Annotated in this window: 16 protein-coding genes and 1 pseudogene; 7 read left to right on the plus strand and 10 right to left on the minus strand. The window is 72.1% G+C overall.

Features of this window, described 5'->3' with window-relative positions; translation table 11 throughout:
• Both N8I84_RS28515 and N8I84_RS28520 read left to right on the plus strand, forming a co-directional pair.
• On the plus strand, window positions 1–1,032 hold the full coding sequence (locus tag N8I84_RS28515; RefSeq protein ID WP_263232303.1) for an ABC transporter ATP-binding protein: 1,032 nt from the start codon (window positions 1–3) through the stop codon (window positions 1,030–1,032).
• Window positions 1,033–1,042: 10 nt separating this feature from the next.
• Window positions 1,043–1,483 carry a GNAT family N-acetyltransferase gene (locus N8I84_RS28520; RefSeq protein WP_263232304.1) on the plus strand — a complete coding sequence of 147 codons (441 nt, stop codon included), beginning with the start codon at window positions 1,043–1,045 and terminating at the stop codon, window positions 1,481–1,483.
• A 69-nt stretch (window positions 1,484–1,552) separates the two neighbouring features.
• On the opposite strand, the gene N8I84_RS28525 is transcribed toward N8I84_RS28520, so the two are convergent.
• The 6 genes and pseudogenes from N8I84_RS28525 to N8I84_RS28550 all read right to left on the minus strand — a co-directional run bounded on the left by N8I84_RS28525 (window position 1,553) and on the right by N8I84_RS28550 (window position 7,003).
• Complete coding sequence (locus tag N8I84_RS28525) at window positions 1,553–2,239, minus strand: LAETG motif-containing sortase-dependent surface protein (RefSeq protein WP_263232305.1); 687 nt, start codon at window positions 2,237–2,239, stop codon at window positions 1,553–1,555.
• A gap of 225 nt (window positions 2,240–2,464) precedes the next feature.
• Entirely contained in the window at window positions 2,465–2,872 is a 408-nt protein-coding gene (locus tag N8I84_RS28530) for a VOC family protein (RefSeq protein WP_263232306.1), read from the minus strand.
• 103 nt (window positions 2,873–2,975) lie between these two features.
• A pseudogene (locus N8I84_RS28535) lies at window positions 2,976–4,183 on the minus strand (hypothetical protein).
• Window positions 4,165–4,902 carry an ABC transporter ATP-binding protein gene (locus N8I84_RS28540; protein ID WP_263232307.1) on the minus strand — a complete coding sequence of 246 codons (738 nt, stop codon included), beginning with the start codon at window positions 4,900–4,902 and terminating at the stop codon, window positions 4,165–4,167. Before N8I84_RS28540 ends, N8I84_RS28535 begins: the two are co-directional and overlap by 19 nt.
• Window positions 4,903–5,120: 218 nt before the next feature.
• Window positions 5,121–6,503: an aspartate aminotransferase family protein gene (locus N8I84_RS28545; RefSeq protein WP_390898954.1), complete on the minus strand. Its 1,383-nt coding sequence runs from the start codon at window positions 6,501–6,503 to the stop codon at window positions 5,121–5,123.
• Window positions 6,488–7,003, minus strand: coding sequence for an Lrp/AsnC family transcriptional regulator (locus tag N8I84_RS28550; RefSeq protein ID WP_263232309.1), 516 nt, complete (start codon window positions 7,001–7,003; stop codon window positions 6,488–6,490). Before N8I84_RS28550 ends, N8I84_RS28545 begins: the two co-directional genes overlap by 16 nt.
• 165 nt (window positions 7,004–7,168) lie before the next feature.
• Between N8I84_RS28550 and N8I84_RS28555 the strand changes: the two genes are divergently transcribed.
• From N8I84_RS28555 to N8I84_RS28565, 3 genes are all read left to right on the plus strand, one after another.
• Window positions 7,169–8,608: a gamma-aminobutyraldehyde dehydrogenase gene (locus N8I84_RS28555; RefSeq protein ID WP_263232310.1), complete on the plus strand. Its 1,440-nt coding sequence runs from the start codon at window positions 7,169–7,171 to the stop codon at window positions 8,606–8,608.
• A gap of 220 nt (window positions 8,609–8,828) precedes the next feature.
• Window positions 8,829–9,179 (plus strand): hypothetical protein, encoded by a 351-nt coding sequence (locus N8I84_RS28560; protein WP_263232311.1) that lies wholly within the window; start codon window positions 8,829–8,831, stop codon window positions 9,177–9,179.
• Between the two features lie 52 nt (window positions 9,180–9,231).
• Window positions 9,232–10,785 carry an RIP homotypic interaction motif-containing protein gene (locus tag N8I84_RS28565; protein ID WP_263232312.1) on the plus strand — a complete coding sequence of 518 codons (1,554 nt, stop codon included), beginning with the start codon at window positions 9,232–9,234 and terminating at the stop codon, window positions 10,783–10,785.
• A 38-nt stretch (window positions 10,786–10,823) separates the two neighbouring features.
• Here N8I84_RS28565 and N8I84_RS28570 read toward each other — a convergent pair whose 3' ends face one another.
• Window positions 10,824–11,978, minus strand: coding sequence for a serine hydrolase domain-containing protein (locus N8I84_RS28570; RefSeq protein WP_263232313.1), 1,155 nt, complete (start codon window positions 11,976–11,978; stop codon window positions 10,824–10,826).
• Window positions 11,979–12,401: 423 nt separating this feature from the next.
• Between N8I84_RS28570 and N8I84_RS28575 the strand changes: the two genes are divergently transcribed.
• On the plus strand, window positions 12,402–14,054 hold the full coding sequence (locus tag N8I84_RS28575; RefSeq protein ID WP_263234917.1) for an RNA polymerase sigma factor: 1,653 nt from the start codon (window positions 12,402–12,404) through the stop codon (window positions 14,052–14,054).
• On the opposite strand, the gene N8I84_RS28580 is transcribed toward N8I84_RS28575, so the two are convergent.
• The gene (locus N8I84_RS28580; RefSeq protein ID WP_263232314.1) at window positions 14,036–14,743 is read right to left on the minus strand and encodes a glycerophosphodiester phosphodiesterase; all 708 of its coding nucleotides are present in this window, start codon (window positions 14,741–14,743) and stop codon (window positions 14,036–14,038) included. The genes N8I84_RS28575 and N8I84_RS28580 overlap by 19 nt on opposite strands.
• A 71-nt stretch (window positions 14,744–14,814) precedes the next feature.
• Complete coding sequence (locus N8I84_RS28585) at window positions 14,815–15,873, minus strand: adenosine deaminase (protein ID WP_263232315.1); 1,059 nt, start codon at window positions 15,871–15,873, stop codon at window positions 14,815–14,817.
• A 371-nt stretch (window positions 15,874–16,244) separates the two neighbouring features.
• Here N8I84_RS28585 and N8I84_RS28590 point away from each other — a divergent pair, with 371 nt between their 5' ends.
• A complete protein-coding gene (locus N8I84_RS28590; protein ID WP_263232316.1) occupies window positions 16,245–16,913 on the plus strand; it encodes a DUF4190 domain-containing protein in 669 nt (222 codons plus the stop codon).
• On the opposite strand, the gene N8I84_RS28595 is transcribed toward N8I84_RS28590, so the two are convergent.
• The gene (locus N8I84_RS28595) at window positions 16,887–17,516 is read right to left on the minus strand and encodes an NADAR family protein (RefSeq protein ID WP_263232317.1); all 630 of its coding nucleotides are present in this window, start codon (window positions 17,514–17,516) and stop codon (window positions 16,887–16,889) included. The genes N8I84_RS28590 and N8I84_RS28595 overlap by 27 nt on opposite strands.
• Window positions 17,517–17,535: the final 19 nt, after the last annotated feature.

Genomic DNA, 17,535 nt, shown 5'->3' on the forward strand with positions numbered 1-17,535 from the left:
ATGCTCACGCTGCAAGGCGCGACCGTACGCTTCGACGGGCGCACCGCGCTCGACGGAGTGGACCTCGAGGTCGCCGAGCAGGAGATCGTGTGCGTGCTCGGGCCGAGCGGCAGCGGCAAGTCGACGCTGCTGCGGACGGTGGCCGGGCTGCAACCCCTCGACGCGGGGCGGCTTTTCCTCGACGGCCGTGACCTGGACGGGGTGCCCGCGCACCGGCGCGAGGTGGGCCTTATGTTCCAGGACCATCAGCTGTTCCCGCAGCGGGACGTCGGCGGGAACGTCGCCTTCGGACTGCGTATGCACAACACCGCGCGCGCCGAACGGGAGGCACGCACAGCGGAGTTGCTCGACCTGGTCGGACTTCCGGGGGCCGCGCGCAGGGCGGTGTCGGAGCTCTCCGGCGGCGAACAGCAGCGCGTCGCGCTCGCCCGCGCCCTCGCGCCCCGGCCGCGGCTGCTGATGCTGGACGAGCCGCTGGGCCAGCTCGACCGGTCCCTGCGCGAGCGGCTCGTCGTCGAACTGCGCGACCTGTTCGGCCGCTTGGGCACGACCGTGCTCGCCGTCACCCACGACCAGGGCGAGGCCTTCGCGCTCGCCGACCGGGTCGTGGTGATGCGCGACGGACGGATCGCCCAGTCGGGTACGCCGCTCGAGGTGTGGCAGCGGCCCGCGAACGAGTTCGTGGCGCGCTTCCTCGGCTTCGACAACGTGGTGGAGGCGACCGTCGCCGGCGAGGCCGCGGACACCCCGTGGGGCAAGCTGCCGGTCCCGGAAGGCTCCCCGCAGGGGCCCGGCACGCTGCTCGTGCGTCCCGGGGGCGTACGGCTGACGAACCCCACCGAGGGCCTGGGCTGCACCGTGACCGCCCGCACCTTCCGCGGCACCCACGTCGCCGTACGCCTGCGACCGGAGGAGGCCCCCGCACTGGAGGCGGCCTGCCCGCTGCGGTCGGCGCCGGAACCCGGGGACGAGGTCGGGGTCGTGTTCGACGCAGCGGAAATCGTGGTGCTCGGCGGCGCGTCCGCCACCTAGGGTGGCGATCATGGCGGAGTGGCACATGCGCCCGGCGTCGGTGTCGGACGTCGAGGCGGTGGTCGAGTTGCGTGCCGTGGTGATGCGGGCGGACCTGGAACGGCTCGGACGGTACGACGAGCAGCGGGTGCGGCAGCGGCTGCGGGACCGATTCGACCCGGCCCACACATGGGTGATCGAGGTGGGCGGCGCGTTCGCCGGCTGCGTGGCGCTGCGACCGGCCGAGGACGCCCACTGGCTCGAGCACTTCTACCTGGCGCCGGACCTCCAGGGCAGCGGCATCGGTTCGGGAGTGCTGCGCGAGCTGCTGGAGCGGTGTGACTCCCGCGGTGTCCTCGTCCGGTTGAACGTGCTCCAGGGCAGTCCCGCCCGACGGCTCTACGAGCGGCACGGGTTCACAGCGGAGAGCGAGGATCCGGTGGACGTGTTCATGGTTCGCAAGCCGGACTGATGTGCGGCACGCACGACGGCCCGCCCCCGCAGAAGGGGCGGGCCGTCGATGCGTACGGGCGCGGAGGCGTCAGTTGCCCTTCGACGCGCTGCCGCGGCGGCGCATGCCGAAGAACACCGCGCCGCCACCGATGACGACCAGGCCGCCGGCGATACCGGCGATCATGGGCGTGCTGGAGCTGGCACCGGTCTCGGCGAGGTTGGAGCTGCCCGCCGCGGGCGAGGGGGAGTTGTCCCCGGCCGTGGCGGGAGCCGTGGTCTCCGCCTGCGACGGCGTGGCGGACGAGGACGGGGTGGCCGACGGGGTCGGGGTGTCCGAGGCCGGCGGGGTGGACTCGGAGGCCGGCGGAGTGGTCTCCGAGGTGGCGCAGGCCTTCGACGGGGTGGTCAGGATGTCGAGGTCCTGGTGGAGGATGCCCTCGACGTCGATGCGGACGCGGTACTTGGCGTTCGCCGCCCAGTCCTCGGAGAACGTGACGATCGCACCGTCCTTGGACCCGGTGACCGTCTTCTCACCGACCTTCTTCGCGTCAGCGCCGTTCTCTTCCAGGTAGACGGTGACGGTCGCCTCCTTGCGCGAGGCGTCCGTGTCGGTGACGGTGATGCTGCCCTTCCCGCTGTCGCAGGAGGCGACGGCCGAGAAGTCACGGATGTTGCAGGCGAGCGCGTTGCCGGCGACGCCGAGTGCGAGCGCGGCGGAGGCCGAGGCGACGCCGAGGATGCGCACCGTTCGAGCGGTGCGGGAGGATATGGACACGATTGCCCTTCACGGGATGCGCAACTGCGGGGGGTTCAGGGGACGTTGCGCTGCAATCACAACATCCCCGCGAGGCTCACAGGTTTATAAGCGGTAGCTAAGTGCTGTCAACGCCGATGTCCGGCATGACGGCCGTCTTTGCCTGCTCATTAACCGCCCATGCGTTTGAAATCCGAAGAGCCGTCTCAACCCCCCGCCGGGGCAGGCCCGTTCACCCGCGTGTGCTCAGCCCTGCACCGCCGCCGGGTCCATCCACATGACCTCCCAGGTGTGACCGTCCGGGTCGTCGAAGGCACGGCCGTACATGTGGCCGTAGTCCTGCGCCTCGCCGGACTCCGTGCCGCCCGCGGCGACCGCCCGGTCGACCAACTCGTCGACCTTCTCGCGGCTTTCGGCGCTCAGGCACAGCAGCACCTCGCTGGTCCTGGTGGCGTCCGCGATCTCCTTCTTGGTGAAGTTGGCGTAGTGCCGGTGGCTCAGCAGCATCGCGATGATGGTGTCGCTGATCACGACGCAGGCGCAGTCGTCCGTCGTGAACTGCGGGTTGATGGTGTAGCCCAGCTCCGTGAAGAACTTCTTCGACGTCTCGACGTCGGCGACGGGCAGGTTCACGAAGATCATCTGCCGGTACATGGGCGGCCTCTCTTTCAACGTGGCGGATGAGCCGTACGCAGAGATGGACCGCGCGCCGATGCCAAACTCATCGCCGGTCGCGAAAAAACCTTCCGGGAGGTTCTCAGCCCGTCAGCGGCATGGCCGCCAGCTCCGCGACGACCCAGGTCAGCGGCGTGAACACCGCCGCCAGAGCGCCCGCGCGCAGCAGTGCCGCGGTGCGCAGCACGGTGGCCGGGGCGCCGAGTCGCACCAGCGCGGCGACCGTGTCGGTGCGCGCCTGCCTCGCCTCGACCGCGGCCGTCGCCAAGGCCGCGACGGCGCAGCCCCCACCACCGCCGCGCCCAGCGTCGTCAGCGGCCCCGGGGACGGGCGCGTGTCGGCGTACAGCGCCGCCATGGCGTAGAAACCCGACGCCACCGCGCACACCACCCCCAGCGGCCGGCCGATCCGCCGTGCCTCCTCCTGCAGACCGCGCCCGGCCAGCAGCCGCACGGCACCCGGGCGCACCGCCTGCAACAGCCACCCGCACAGATGTGTCAGCGCGGGCCCCGCCAGCGCGAGTCCCAGAGCGGTCAGCGCCCAGCCCGCGAGCACCGCCACGGGCCCGCCCGTGAGCCCGCCGGGCAGCGGAGCACTCGGTGCCGGGCCCGGCCGGCTCGCGTGCGCCTCGACGGCGAACCCCGCGGCGAGGGCGGCCACACCCCAGGGAAGGCCGCCGGGGGCGGGCTGGGGGGCGGTGGGAGGCTCTGGTACCGCATCCTCGGCCGGCACCTCGTGGGAGTCGTCGCGGTCGGCGTCGCCGCCGTGCGGTGGCCGTTCGCCCCGCGGGCGCAGCGCCACCGCGGTCGCCGCGGACGCCGTGAACGGCACCAGCGCCAGCAGCGTGAGCGCCGCGGGGACGGGCAGGGGCTGGTCGGCGGCGAGGAGGTCCGCCGCCGCGCCGTCCAGCGGCATCCCCGTCGGGTCGCCGCGCAAGTGCAGGAAGCCCAGCAGAGCCAGCAGCGAGCCGAGCGAGGTCGTGAGGGCCGTGGTGGTCGCCGAAAGGACCATCAGCCGGGCCGGGCCGAGGCCGATCGCCGCCAGACCGGACCGTGGACGGGTGCCGGGGTCCGTGCGGGCGACGGCGACCGCGAGGTACACGGTGGCCGCGATCGGCGCGAGGCACCAGGCGAGACGCAGTGTCGAGCCGTCCGCCGCCTCGGGGTGCCCCAGCGCGTACCCCAGCGTGAAGAGCAGCAGGAAGCCCGTGCCCGCCGAGGCCGCGACGACCAGGAGCCGGCGGAGCTGGACCAGGGGGCGCGCCCCGCGGGCTAGGCGGAGAGCGAGCACGTCTGACGGCCTTCCGTCTCGGAAACCGGTGGCAGGTGGACGGTGTTCACGCGCCGACCGTCCAGCAGCGACACCGTCCGGTCGGCGAGGTCCGCGGCCTGGGCCGGGTGGGTGGCGATGACGACGGTGATGCCGTGCGAGCGGGCCGCCGTGGTGAGCGTGCGCAGCACCTGGGCGCCGTCGGCGCGGTGCAGGGAGGCGGTCGGCTCGTCCGCGAAGAGCACGGTCGGGCAGGTGGCGAGCGCCCGGGCGACGGCGACCCGCTGCCGCTGCGCCTGGGTCAGCTCGTGGGGGCGCTTGCGGGCGCTGTCGCCGATGTCGAGGCGTTCCAGCCACTCCAGCGCGGCGGTCTTGGCGCGGCGGCGGCTGGTGCCGCGCAGCAGCAGCGGCAGCGCCGCGTTCTCCCAGGCGTTCAGCTCGGGGACCAGCATCGGCACCGGGTCGATCCAGCCGAACCGGTCGCGCCGCAGCCTCTCGCGGGTGAGCGGGCCCATGGTGTGCACGGGCGTGCTGTTGAACCAGACCTCGCCCTGCTGGGCGGGCAGCAGCCCCGCCAGACACTGCAGCAGGGTCGTCTTGCCGCTGCCGCGCGGGCCGGTGACGGCCAGGATCTCACCCTCGCGCACCCCGAGGGAGACCCCGCGCAGCGCGGGTGAGCCGTTGTGCTGGAAGTGCAGGGCGCGTGCCCAGAGCACGTCGTTGTCCGGCGGGGCCACCATCGCGTACACCTCGGTTCTGATCCGTTTTCCCGTGCCGATCCCCGTCCGGGGGACCCGTTCGGGCGAACGATGGCAAGGGCGATCGGTCACCTCGCACGCTAAGCAGGAGGAACCCGTGAGCCGGGACAGCGAACGGCCCCGGACCCCCGTTTCTCACTCGAACGGGTGGCCCGGGGCCGCTGCCGGTCATCCGGGAGGACGAACCCCGCACCGACGGGTCACAGCTTGGTCCATGCCTCCGTGAGGGTGGCCCGCAGGATCTGCTCGATCTCGTCGAAGGTCTCCTGGTTCGAGATCAGCGGCGGGGCGAGCTGGACGACCGGGTCGCCGCGGTCGTCGGCGCGGCAGTACAGGCCGTTGTCGAACAGCGCCTTGGACAGGAAGCCGTACAGGACGCGCTCGGTCTCCTCCTCGTCGAAGGACTCCTTGGTCGCCTTGTCCTTGACGAGCTCGATGCCGTAGAAGAAGCCGTTGCCGCGGACGTCGCCGACGATCGGCAGGTCGTGCAGCTTCTGCAGGGTGGAGAGGAACGCGGCCTCGTTGTCCAGCACGTGCTGGTTCAGGCCCTCGCGCTCGAACAGGTCGAGGTTGGCCAGGCCCACCGCGGCGGAGACCGGGTGGCCGCCGAAGGTGTAGCCGTGCAGGAAGGTGTTGTCGCCCTTGTAGAAGGGCTCGGCGAGGCGGTCGGAGACGATGCACGCGCCGATGGGGGAGTAGCCAGAGGTCATGCCCTTGGCGCAGGTGATCATGTCCGGGACGTAGCCGAACTTGTCGCACGCGAACATCGTGCCGAGGCGGCCGAAGGCGCAGATGACCTCGTCGGAGACCAGCAGTACGTCGTACTGGTCGCAGATCTCGCGCACCCGCTGGAAGTAGCCGGGCGGCGGCGGGAAGCAGCCGCCGGCGTTCTGCACCGGCTCCAGGAAGACCGCGGCGACCGTGTCCGGGCCCTCGAAGAGGATCTGCTGCTCGATCTGGTCGGCGGCCCAGCGGCCGAAGGCCTCCGGGTCGTCGCCGAAGATCGGGGCCCGGTAGATGTTGGTGTTGGGGACCTTGTGCGCGCCCGGCACCAGCGGCTCGAACGGGGCCTTCAGGCCCGGCAGTCCGGTGATGGACAGGGCGCCCTGCGGGGTGCCGTGGTAGGCGACCGCGCGGGATATGACCTTGTGCTTGGTGGGCTTGCCGACCAGCTTGAAGTACTGCTTGGCGAGCTTCCAGGCGGTCTCTACCGCCTCGCCGCCGCCGGTGGTGAAGAAGACCTTGTTCAGGTCGCCCGGCGCGTGGTCGGCGAGCCGCTCCGCGAGCTCGACGGCCTTGGGGTGGGCGTAGGACCACACCGGGAAGAACGCCAGCTCCTGTGCCTGCTTGAACGCCGTCTCCGCCAGCTCCGTGCGTCCGTGGCCCGCCTGGACCACGAACAGACCGGCGAGACCGTCGAGGTAGCGCTTGCCCTTGTCGTCGTAGATGTAGGTGCCCTCGCCCCGGACGATGGTGGGGACGGGCGCGTTCTCGTACGAGGACATGCGGGTGAAGTGCATCCACAGGTGGTCGTACGCGGTCTTGCTGAGGTCCTTGGTACTCACGGCTATCGGGTTCCCCACATGTAGGTCTGCTTCTTCAGCTTGAGGTAGACGAAGCTCTCGGTGGAGCGCACTCCGGGGACGGCCCGGATGCGTTTGTTGATGACTTCCAGCAGGTGGTCGTCGTCCTCGCAGACGATCTCCACCATCAGGTCGAAGGAGCCCGCGGTCATCACGACGTACTCGCACTCGTCCATGGCGGCCAGCGTGTCGGCCGCGGCCTCCACGTCGCCCTCGACGTTCACCCCGACCATCGCCTGCCTGCGGAACCCCACGGTGAGCGGGTCCGTGACGGCGACGATCTGCATCACGCCCTGGTCGAGCAGCTTCTGGACGCGCTGGCGCACCGCCGCCTCGGACAGGCCGACGGCCTTGCCGATCGCGGCGTACGGCCGGCGGCCGTCCTCCTGGAGCTGTTCGATGATGGCGAGGGAGACGGCGTCCAGCTGGGGTGTGCCGTTCTTGGACTCGCGGGAGTCCCTCTGGTCTGCGCTTCGACTGGCCACGACCTCACTGTGCACGACGTATCGACAGTTCCGCAAGGCAGGATCGATGAAATTCGTTGTTTCTGTGATCTCAGTCTGCGGATTTCGCAGTACTGACGCAATCAAGGGTGTTGAAAACGTCGGCCTTCGGACTAGGGTGGGTGTCTCAGCGATTGGACACCCGAACTTGGAGGGCCCGCAGTGAGCACCGAGCTGCGTCGTCTGCGCAACTACATCGACGGCGAATACCGTGACGCCGCCGACGGACGGACCACTCAGGTGGTCAACCCCGCGACCGGTGAGGCGTACGCGACCGCCCCGCTGTCCGGGCAGGCGGACGTCGACGCCGCGATGGCGGCCGCCGCGGCGGCCTTCCCCGGCTGGCGCGACACCACGCCCGCGGAGCGGCAGAAGGCCCTGCTGAAGATCGCTGACGCGTTCGAGGAGCGCGCCGAGGAACTGATCGCGGCCGAGGTCGAGAACACGGGCAAGCCGATCGGGCTGACCCGGTCGGAGGAGATCCCGCCGATGATCGACCAGATCCGCTTCTTCGCGGGCGCGGCCCGGATGCTCGAGGGCCGCTCGGCCGGCGAGTACATGGAGGGCATGACCTCGATCATCCGCCGCGAGCCGGTCGGCGTCTGCGCGCAGGTCGCGCCGTGGAACTACCCGATGATGATGGCCGTGTGGAAGTTCGCCCCGGCGATCGCGGCGGGCAACACGGTCGTGCTGAAGCCGTCGGACACCACCCCGGCGTCCACGGTCCTGATCGCCGACATCATCGGTTCGATCCTGCCCAAGGGCGTCTTCAACGTCATCTGCGGCGACCGGGAGACCGGCCGCATGATGGTGGAGCACCCGACCCCGGCGATGGCCTCCATCACCGGCTCCGTCCGCGCCGGCATGTCGGTCGCCGAGTCCGCGTCCAAGGACCTCAAGCGCGTCCACCTGGAGCTGGGCGGCAAGGCGCCGGTCGTCGTCTTCGAGGACACCGACATCGCCAAGGCCGTCGAGGACATCTCGGTCGCGGGCTTCTTCAACGCCGGCCAGGACTGCACGGCCGCCACCCGCGTCCTGGTCCACGAGTCGATCCACGACGAGTTCGTGGCCGCGCTCGCCAAGGCCGCCTCCGAGACCAAGACCGGGCAGCCGGACGACGAGGACGTGCTCTTCGGCCCGCTGAACAACCCGAACCAGCTCAAGCAGGTCACCGGCTTCATCGAGCGTCTGCCCGCCCACGCCAAGGTCGAGGCCGGCGGTCACCCGGTCGGCGACAAGGGCTACTTCTACGCCCCGACCGTCGTCTCGGGCCTCAAGCAGGACGACGAGATCATCCAGAACGAGGTCTTCGGCCCGGTCATCACCGTGCAGTCGTTCTCCGACGAGGAACAGGCCGTCGAGTACGCGAACGGCGTCGACTACGCCCTCGCCTCCTCGGTGTGGACCAAGGACCACGGGCGCGCGATGCGCATGTCCAGGGCCCTCGACTTCGGCTGCGTGTGGATCAACACGCACATCCCGCTGGTCGCGGAGATGCCGCACGGCGGCTTCAAGAAGTCCGGCTACGGCAAGGACCTGTCGGCGTACGGCTTCGACGACTACACGCGGATCAAGCACGTGATGACGTCGCTGGACGCGTGACGGACCGTCACGCAGAGGCCCCGGCCGGGGTGTCCCGGCCGGGGCCTCGGCGTTCCCGTCTCTCCGCCATCGCTGCGAGCGGTGGGTCCGCAGCGGTACGAGTCGCCTGTTATGGCCGCTGATGCCTGATTTTCTTGTTTCGCCGCTTTTCGCTTCGTCGCGCGATGGGTAGTGCTTCCTCAAGTCCCGGTCGGTGGATGGGGGGAGCGCCGTGGATCTCGTGGCGATCATCGCAGCCGCGGTCATCGCGGGTGTGGCGGCAGGCATGCAGACGGGGGTGAGCGGTGTGGTCGCGGGCTGGTTCCGGCGCGGGCGCAGGGGTGACGAAGCACAGGCGGTACCCCAGCAGCCCCCCGCAGTGGCCGGTTCGGGGAGCGGCGAGCAGAGCGGGAGTGACGGGCTGGTGGTCCACGCCAACGGCACCGCCCACAGGGTCGACGGGACCGGCTCGGCGCCGCTCCCCCCGAAAGTGGTCCACAACCACGTCTTCGGCAACACGAACGTGGCGAACGGCGACTTCACCGTCATGAATATCCACACGTCGTCCTCTCCGGACACCAGGCAGAACTGACCCCGGACGCGTCGGAGTTCCCCCGGGACCGGGGGAGGGGGGAGCGCGGGGCATGCGCGAGCGGCGCCCGGCGGCAAAGGTGTTCGTGGCCGTGTGCATCGTCGCGTGGCTGCTCGCCCGGACCGACCATGTACGCCGCGTCGTTCTGCCCGCGCTGCGGGACGGTCTCTTGCACGTCGGTCTCTTCGCGGGCGGTGTCCTCGCGGCAGTCGTCACGGGCATGCTCGTGATCCGGGGAGCGCGGACGGCGAGGCGCGGCCTGCTCAGCCGCCGTGCCGTGCGGGCAGCCGGTAGGGGGTCCCGGAGCGGCGCCGTCGCCGTGCGGACGGCCGGGGACGCCCCGGCGCGGGCACCGGGTACCCCGGCCCGGCCTTCCGCCATGACGCCCGCCCACCGCGTGCCGGCACCACCGGACCAGGTCCGGTCCGAGGACCGGGCGCAGAGCGCGTCCGGCTCCCCGACCGCCGAGCGGCGGGACGACGACCGCCGCGCGACGGCGGGCACCGCGCAGCTCGATGCCCTCGGCGTCGCCTTCGGCCCCATACCGGCCCCGGCCGTCGGCGGCCCTCCGGCCCCGCGCACGGACCTGCCGCGACGGTCCCCCGCGCGGGCCGCCGATACCACGCCGGCTGCGGGCGCAGTGGACGGCGCACGGGCCGCGAGCACGCGGGAGACCTCGCCGACGTCGCCGAAGGTGATGGTGATCGGGTGCCGTGCCGTCCAGGTGGGAAGCCACAACTGGCAGTTCCTGCACTTCCGGTGCGACCTGAGGGCCCAGGTGGACTTCGGGTCCGTGCTGCGGCGCCCCGACGTGCAGGAGGATCTCGCTGAGCTGGCACTGGACCCGGAGAACGGAAAGCTGCGTGACCGGGTGATGAGGCACCTGTGCCACCGCTGGCAGTTCCTCGGATCGAAGGCACTGGAGCTGCGGCGGGTGGAGCGGCTGAACGGTTCCGGCTACGCGCAGGTGACACCCGGCGAGAGGGTCCTGGACCGCCTGTGCGAACCGGACACCGGGAGCATGGTGGTGGTGCGCGACTGCGACGGGGTGCAGATCGGCGACCACTGCCGCCAGACGGCCGAGTTCGCCTACGTGTGCAAGCGTCCCCGGATCGACGAGGTCACGCTGCTCGAGGAGAACCCGGCCGTCGCCGGCGCACTCGTGGACATGATGATCGGCGGCGCGGAACCCGGCCCCACCGACGCCCTGCACGCGGAACTCGACAGTGCCCTGCGCTCGTACGAGGTCCGCTTCTGGGAGCCCGGCACGGTGAGCCGGGGCCGCGACGGGTTGTGCGTGGAGGGGTTGGAGGGCGTCAGCGTCGGGTGGGACAACGTCGTGGTCTGCTCCGAGGAGCTACGACCGGAGGTCCACGTGTCCTCGATCGCCCCCGCATACAACCGCCTCACGGAGCGAGTGATGCGGAAGGTGGCGCTTTTGCCGGACGAGGAGGCGAGGCGGGCAGTGGTACGGGATGCTCCGCAGGCGGGGGGCACGGACGAACTCGGCCGACTGCCGGATGACGCACCGAGTCCTCCCGAGGTGCCGGACGCGCACGGTCCCGACCGACCGTCGGGCCTCGGCTTGGGAGGAGGGGGGATATGAGATCCCGCCGGCCGAACCCGCGGGGTCGCCGGCGGCCGTCAGCGGTTGAACGCGGGGAACCCGAACCGCTGCGCGACGGCCGCGCCGTCGCCCTTCGCGTCGGTGGCGTTGACGGAGTAGACGAGAGTCCGGGACAGGTCGCGGGTGGCGGCGATCACCGTGGCGTAGCCGGGGCGGGAGCCCGTCTTGCCCCAGATCACCCTGCCGGTCAGCTCGAACCGCTCCAGCCCCGCCCCGTACCGCGCCCCCGGCACGTCGGGGAGCGTGAACATCTCCTTCAGCTGCGGCCCGGGCACGACGCGGCCGCGGAACAGCGCCACCAGCAGCCGTTCCAGGTCGGCGGTCGTCGAGATCATGTCGCCGGCCGCCCACCGGTCGGACATGTTCCAGTCGGTCACGTCGACCAGCCTGCCGTCGATCCAGTCGTATCCGCGGTTGTGCGGACCGTGGATACGCGGGTCGGACCCGTTCGGGAACGAGGTCTCCCGCATGCCGAGCGGCCGGAAGATCCGTACGGCCGCCTGGTGCGCGTACGAGTCGCCGGTGATCTTCTCGATCAGCATGCCGAGGACGGTGTAGTGGATGTTGGAGTAGTCCTGTTGCATGCCGGGCGCGAACTCCGGGCCCTTGGCGACCGAGGCCGCCACGACTTGACGTGGCGTCAGCGTCTCGAAGCGGTGCGCGTATCCCTCCTCCACCGTCTCCCCGAGGGACGCTCCGGGTTGGAGTCCGCTCGTGTAGTTGAGCAACTGCCGTACGGTGACGGGCTCGAAGTCCTCGGTCAGCAGCCCGGGCAGATACTGCTGCACGGTGCCGTCCAGGCTGATCCGCCCCTCGGCGGCGAGCTGCAGCACGATCGCCGCGGTCACCACCTTGGTCACCGAACCGGCCCGGAAGCGGGCGTTGTCCAACGCCGGCGCCCCCGTCCGGACATCGCGCACACCCGCGACGCCGCGCCAACTGCCCTTGCCGCCCACGCGGATGAGCGCGGCGGTGGCGTCGTGGTCGGGCAGCCCGGCGATCGCGGCGCGCAGGGCCTCGGTGTCGGGTCCCTCGGTCGCGGACGGCGGGGTCATCCGTGCCGAGGACGACGGGGCCGCGGAGTTCGCGGAGGCGACTCCCGCCAGGGGGAGGGCGGTCGGGCTCAGGGCGAGGGCGGCGGCGAGGGCGACGGCGGTCGGACGTAACTGCATGGGATGCTCCCTGATCGAGGGGATGTCGGTGATCATCCTGCGGACCGTTCAGGCGGTGGGGGATCCTCTCGAAGGAGGGCGCGGCCCCTGGCATGGGACCGGGGGTCGCCCCTAGGGGGCCGGATCCGGCCCCGGCACGGGAGCGTGTGGTCCACGTCGGGCCCGAAAAACTGTTATCCCGGTACCCGTCCCTCCGTCTCCCTCAGCGCCGCAGATCCCGACGCACAGGAGCGAAACGCGTGAGGCATGGTCACGGCGACCGCACCCGCCCCCACCGCCGGCCACGACCGGTGATCCGTCCCGGTACCGACGGATATCCGGCGTTGTGCCGTGAGCCGTCGTGGACCGCCCGTCCCGTGGATCCCGGCCGTGGCTGAGACTGTACGTCCGCAGGGCGGTACGACGACCAGGGAGAGGACGCACGTGGACAGCCGGCAGTGGCGTTCCACCATCGCGGCGGCGCAGGCCGGTGACCGGCATGCGCTGGACCAGCTGGTCGCGGGCTGGCTGCCGCTCGTCTACAACATCGTCGGCCGCGCGCTCAACGGCCATGCCGACGTCGACGACGTCGTGCAGGAGACGATGCTGCGCGCCGTCGGCAACATCGGCGCCCTGCGCGATCCGGACAGTTTCCGCTCCTGGCTGGTCGCCATCGCGATGCGGCAGATACGGGAGCGGGCGCGCCGCAGGACGTCCGAGCCGCTGGCCGGGGACGCGGCGGACCGGGCCGCCGACTTCGCCGAACTCACCGTGCTGCGGCTGCAGTTGGAGGGTCAGCGGCGCGAGGTCGCGGAGGCGGTGCGCTGGCTCGACGACGAGGACCGGCAGCTGCTGTCGCTGTGGTGGCTGGAGGTCGCGGGTGAACTCACCCGCCGGGAGCTGGCCGCCGCCGTCGGCATCAGCCGCCAGCACGCCGCCGTCCGGGTGCAGCGGATGAAGGCGCGCCTGGAGGTGGCGCGCGGCATCATACGGGCGCTGGAGGGCTCCTGCCCCGAGCTGGCCGCCGTTACCGCCCGCTGGGACGGCCGGCCCGGATCCGTGTGGCGCAAGCGGCTGGCCCGGCACATCCGCGGCTGCCCGGTCTGCGCCGGGGCCGAGAAGGCCGTCGTGCCCGCCGAACGGCTACTCGCCGGGATCGCGCTCGTCCCCGTCCCGGCCGGCTTCGCCCTGTCGCTGGCGCTGGGCGGTAAGACGTCCGCGGCGGCAGTCTCCGTCGGCTGGTCCGCCAAGGTGCTCGGCGCGCTCACCAAGCCCGCCGTCGTCGTCACGGCGGGCGCGACGATCGCCGCGGGCGGCGCGTACGTCGTGACCCGGACGCCACAGGCGCCGCCCGCCCCTCAGATCTCACCCACCGCGGCGAGCACGGCCCGCCCGCCCGCGCACACCCCGCCGAGTCTCCTGCCCTCCCCGTCCACGGCCGCCCCCACACCGTCGAAGACGGCGGACCTGTACGGCACGGTCGTCGACGCCGTCGACAACGCCCCCGCCGCGAACGTCCCGCCGGGGCCGCTGCCGCACCGCCCCGAGTCCGGGATCACCAGCAGCGGCGGCCCGAGGACCGTCATGCAGCACCGCGGGGAGAGCGTCACCCTCAGGGGTCAGGGCTACGTCCTGGTGCGCTGGTACATCGCGCCGGCGCACCGGCCGGGCAACCTGGTCATGCCGGCCTGGACCGGCCTGAAGGGAAAGCTGTTCCACGTGGCGTCCGGCGGCGGCCGCCGGATGGACGACCCTCTCGTCGGAAGCCCCGGCGGCTACGCCACCGGCATGGGCGGACCGACCATCGGGTACGCCGTCCTGCCGGCGGGCACCCAGCAGATGTGGCAGAACGAGTACTTCTACCTCGACGGTTCCGTCACCCTCACCCTCAACGAGCACGGCTGCGACTACGGCGTCACCGTCTTCCCGTCGAGCTGGGACGCGGTGGACAAGGACATCCGGACGGGCCCCGCCCAGGGCGTGATCCGTTACGGCATGGTCCGTGACAACGGCAAGGACACCGCACCGGTGCCGCAGTACGTCACCCGCGCGACCCCGGCCGATCCGGCGACCGTCCCTCAGCGTTCCCGCGTGTAGTCGTCCACCGGTCCTTGCAGCGCGCACAGCGCGTCGATGCGGTTGGTGGTGATGGAGTCCACGCCCGCCTCGAGCAGGCGCCGCATCGAGCGGCGGGTGTCCGGCGTCCACACGGACAGCAGATGGCCGCCCCGGTGCACCCGGGCGGCCATGTCCCGGTCGACCAGGCCGAAGCGGTAGTTGAGCCAGCGCGGGCGCACCGCGTCGAGCAGCGCGGGCCGTGGCGGGGCGAGGGTCGTCCAGGTCAGGGCGATCTCCGCCGCGGGGTCGGCGGCCCGCAGCGCCAGCATGGTCTCGGCTCCCGCGCAGTAGTACACGCGCTCCGCCGCCCCGCAGTCCCGCACGATGTCGACGATCCGGCGTACGGCCCGGGACGAGGGGCCGCCCGGCAGGTCGATCATCACCCGGCTGCCGTCGGTCGCCGCGAGCGCGTCCGCCAGCGTCGGCACACCGCCGGCCGTCAGGCCCCGCACCTCGTCCGCGGAGAGCGCCGCGAGCGGGCGGTCCTGCTCCCACAGACGCTTCAGCGTCCCGTCGTGCAGCAGCACAGGCACACCGTCCCGGGCGAGCCGTACGTCGATCTCGACCGCGTCCGCGCCACGCCGGAGCGCGGAACGCAGCGAGTCGATCGTGTTCTCACGGTGACGGTAGGGGTCGCCGCGATGGGCCACGGCGGTCACGGTACGCATGGGGCTCATTGTGACGGTGCGGCGCCGCGCAGCGGCCCGCCGGGGGTGGTGGCCGGGAGACGGTCGGGCCGTCAGGGCGCCAGCCAGGCGGCGGTGTACGCGTCGATCTCGGCCGACAGCGCCGCCTTTCCGGCGTCGTCGAGGAACGACGCCTCGACCGCGTTCCCGGCGAGTGCGGCCAGACCCCGCTCGTCGAGGTCGAGGAGCCGCGCGGCGACCGCGTACTCGCTGTTGAGGTCGGTGCCGAACATCGGCGGGTCGTCGGAGTTGATCGTGACGAGGACCCCGGCGCGCACGAACTCCTTGATGGGGTGCTCGTCGAGCGAGCGGACCGCGCGCGTGGCGATGTTGGAGGTCGGGCACACCTCCAGCGGGATGCGGTGCTCGGCGAGGTGGGCGAGCAGCTTCGGGTCGCGGGCGGAACTGGTGCCGTGCCCGATGCGCTCGGCCCGCAGCTCGTTCAGCGCGTCCCAGACCGTCTCGGGCCCGGTCGTCTCGCCCGCGTGCGGAACGGAGCGGAGGCCCGCCGCTATGGCCTGGTCGAAGTAGGGCTTGAACTGCGGCCGCGGTACGCCGACCTCGGGACCGCCGAGCCCGAACGAGACCAGCCCCTCGGGACGCAGCCGGTCGTCGGTGGCGAGCCGGGCCGTCTCCTCGGCCGATACGAGCCCGGCCTCGCCGGGGATGTCGAAGCACCAGCGCAGCACGGTCCCGAAGTCGGCCTCCGCGGCCTTGCGGGCGTCCTCGATGGCGTCCATGAACGCGCGCTCGTCGATACCGCGGCGGGTGGACGAGTACGGGGTGATGGTCAGCTCCGCGTAGCGGACCTGCTGGCGGGCCATGTCACGGGCGATCTCGTACGTCAGCAGGCGGACGTCCTCGGGGGTCCGGATCAGGTCGACGACCGACAGGTACACCTCGATGAAGTGGGCGAAGTCCGTGAACGTGAAGTAGTCGACCAGGGCCTCGGGGTCGGTGGGCACCTTGGAGTCGGGGTGGCGGGCGGCCAGTTCGGAGACGATGCGGGGGGAGGCGGAGCCGACGTGGTGCACGTGCAGTTCGGCCTTGGGCAGTCCGGCGATGAAGGCGTGCAGGTCGCGCACGGCGGGAGCGTCGCGGTGGTCGGTCAAGGTCCCTCCCCGGGAACGGCGTCCCGGCGCCGGGCGGTGGAGCCACGCTCGGGCGGGACGCGGGTGATCGGCTGATCGGTGACGTGCGGGATCATCGTAGGACGCGGGCCGACGCCGGGGAGACGCGGCCGTAGCATGACGGGACATTCGACAGAGGGGGACCCACGCATGTCCGACGACGCCCAGCGCCCGGGAACACCTCAGGACGCGGCCCCGGACGGGTGGGCCTTCCCGGGTCACGGGACGGACGGGGCGGCGGGCGGACAGGCGCCGGGCACCCCGGACAGTGCGGGCGGCCGGATACCGGGTGCGCCTGCCGCCCCCGCCGATCAGCCCTCCGGGGTACGGCTCGACAAGCCCGCCCACGACCCGTGGGCGCCCCCGTCGACCCCCGGGGCACCGTGGCCTCCGGCGGCGGTGCCCCCTCAGTGCACGCCCGGCCCACGGCCGCACCGCCGCCGGGTCCCGTCCTGCCAGGCACCCCGCCCCAGGGGCCCTGGGCCGGCCCGTACGCCGCTCCGGGCCCCGGCATCGCAGCCCCCGGCAACCCCTTCGCTCCTTCGCACGCCGCCCAGGGCGGGCCCGTGCCGCCGCCCCCCGTCGGGCCCGAGGGGCCGGGGCAGGTGCCGTACGGCTATCCCCAGTACCCCGGACATCCGGGGTACGGCGCGCCCCACGGCTCCCAGGGCGCCGGCTACGGCTGGCCCGGTCTGCCCCTCCCGCCGAGCAACGGCATGGGGATCGCCTCGCTGGTGCTCGGCGTCATCTCCCTCGTCCTGTTCTGCCTCTGGCCGGTGGCCCTGATCGTCGGTGTGCTCGCCGTGATCTTCGGCATCATCGGCCGCCGCAAGGCGCGCCGGGGCGAGGCGACGAACGGAGGCATGGCCCTGGCCGGCGTCATCTGCGGAGCGGTCGGCTTCGTCCTGAGCGCCGTCCTGCTCATCGTCCTCCTCGCCATCCCGGACGACAGCGGCGACGACCCGTGGACGGGCACCGACGACGGCTACTCGACCTCACTGGTGACGGGCGCCGCCGGCTGAGCCACCGGACGCCCCCTGACCCGCGGTCAGTCGCTCCCGCGCCTCCATCAGCGCGAACCCCAGAAGGTTCGGCCCCCGCCACCGCTCCGGATCCGCCGCCCGTTCGTCGTCCGCGGCGAGCCCGATGCCCCACACCCGGTCCAGCGGGCTCGTCTCCACGAGCACACGCTCCCCGGTGCCCAGCAGAAAGTCGCGCAGCGCCTCATGCGCGGCGAACTTGTGCACGCTGCCCTCGACCACGATGCCGAACCGCTCGCGCTCCCATATGGCCTCGTCGAAGCCGCGCACCAGCCGCCCCGCCTTCTTCGCGAGCGCGGGCTCCGGCGACTGAAGCACCTTCCGCTCCGCCTCCGCGTCGTCGAAGAGGCGCGCCTTCGACGCCATCATCCAGTGCTCCGCCGTCGCGTAGTCCACGCCGTCCACGGTGAACGGCGAGGGCCACCACTGGCTGAGGCAGCTCGCCCCGATCCGCCCGTCCCCGCGCGGCCGGTGCCCCCAGAAGTGGAGGTACTTGATCCTCGCCCCCGCGCGGACCTCCCTGATCAGGGCGTCCCAAGAATCGATCTTCTCCATGCCGCCGAGTCTGGCACGCACCACTGACATTCCGTCCCCCGTTTACGGG

The sequence above is a fragment of the Streptomyces cynarae genome (genome assembly GCF_025642135.1).
GTDB lineage: Bacteria > Actinomycetota > Actinomycetes > Streptomycetales > Streptomycetaceae > Streptomyces > Streptomyces cynarae.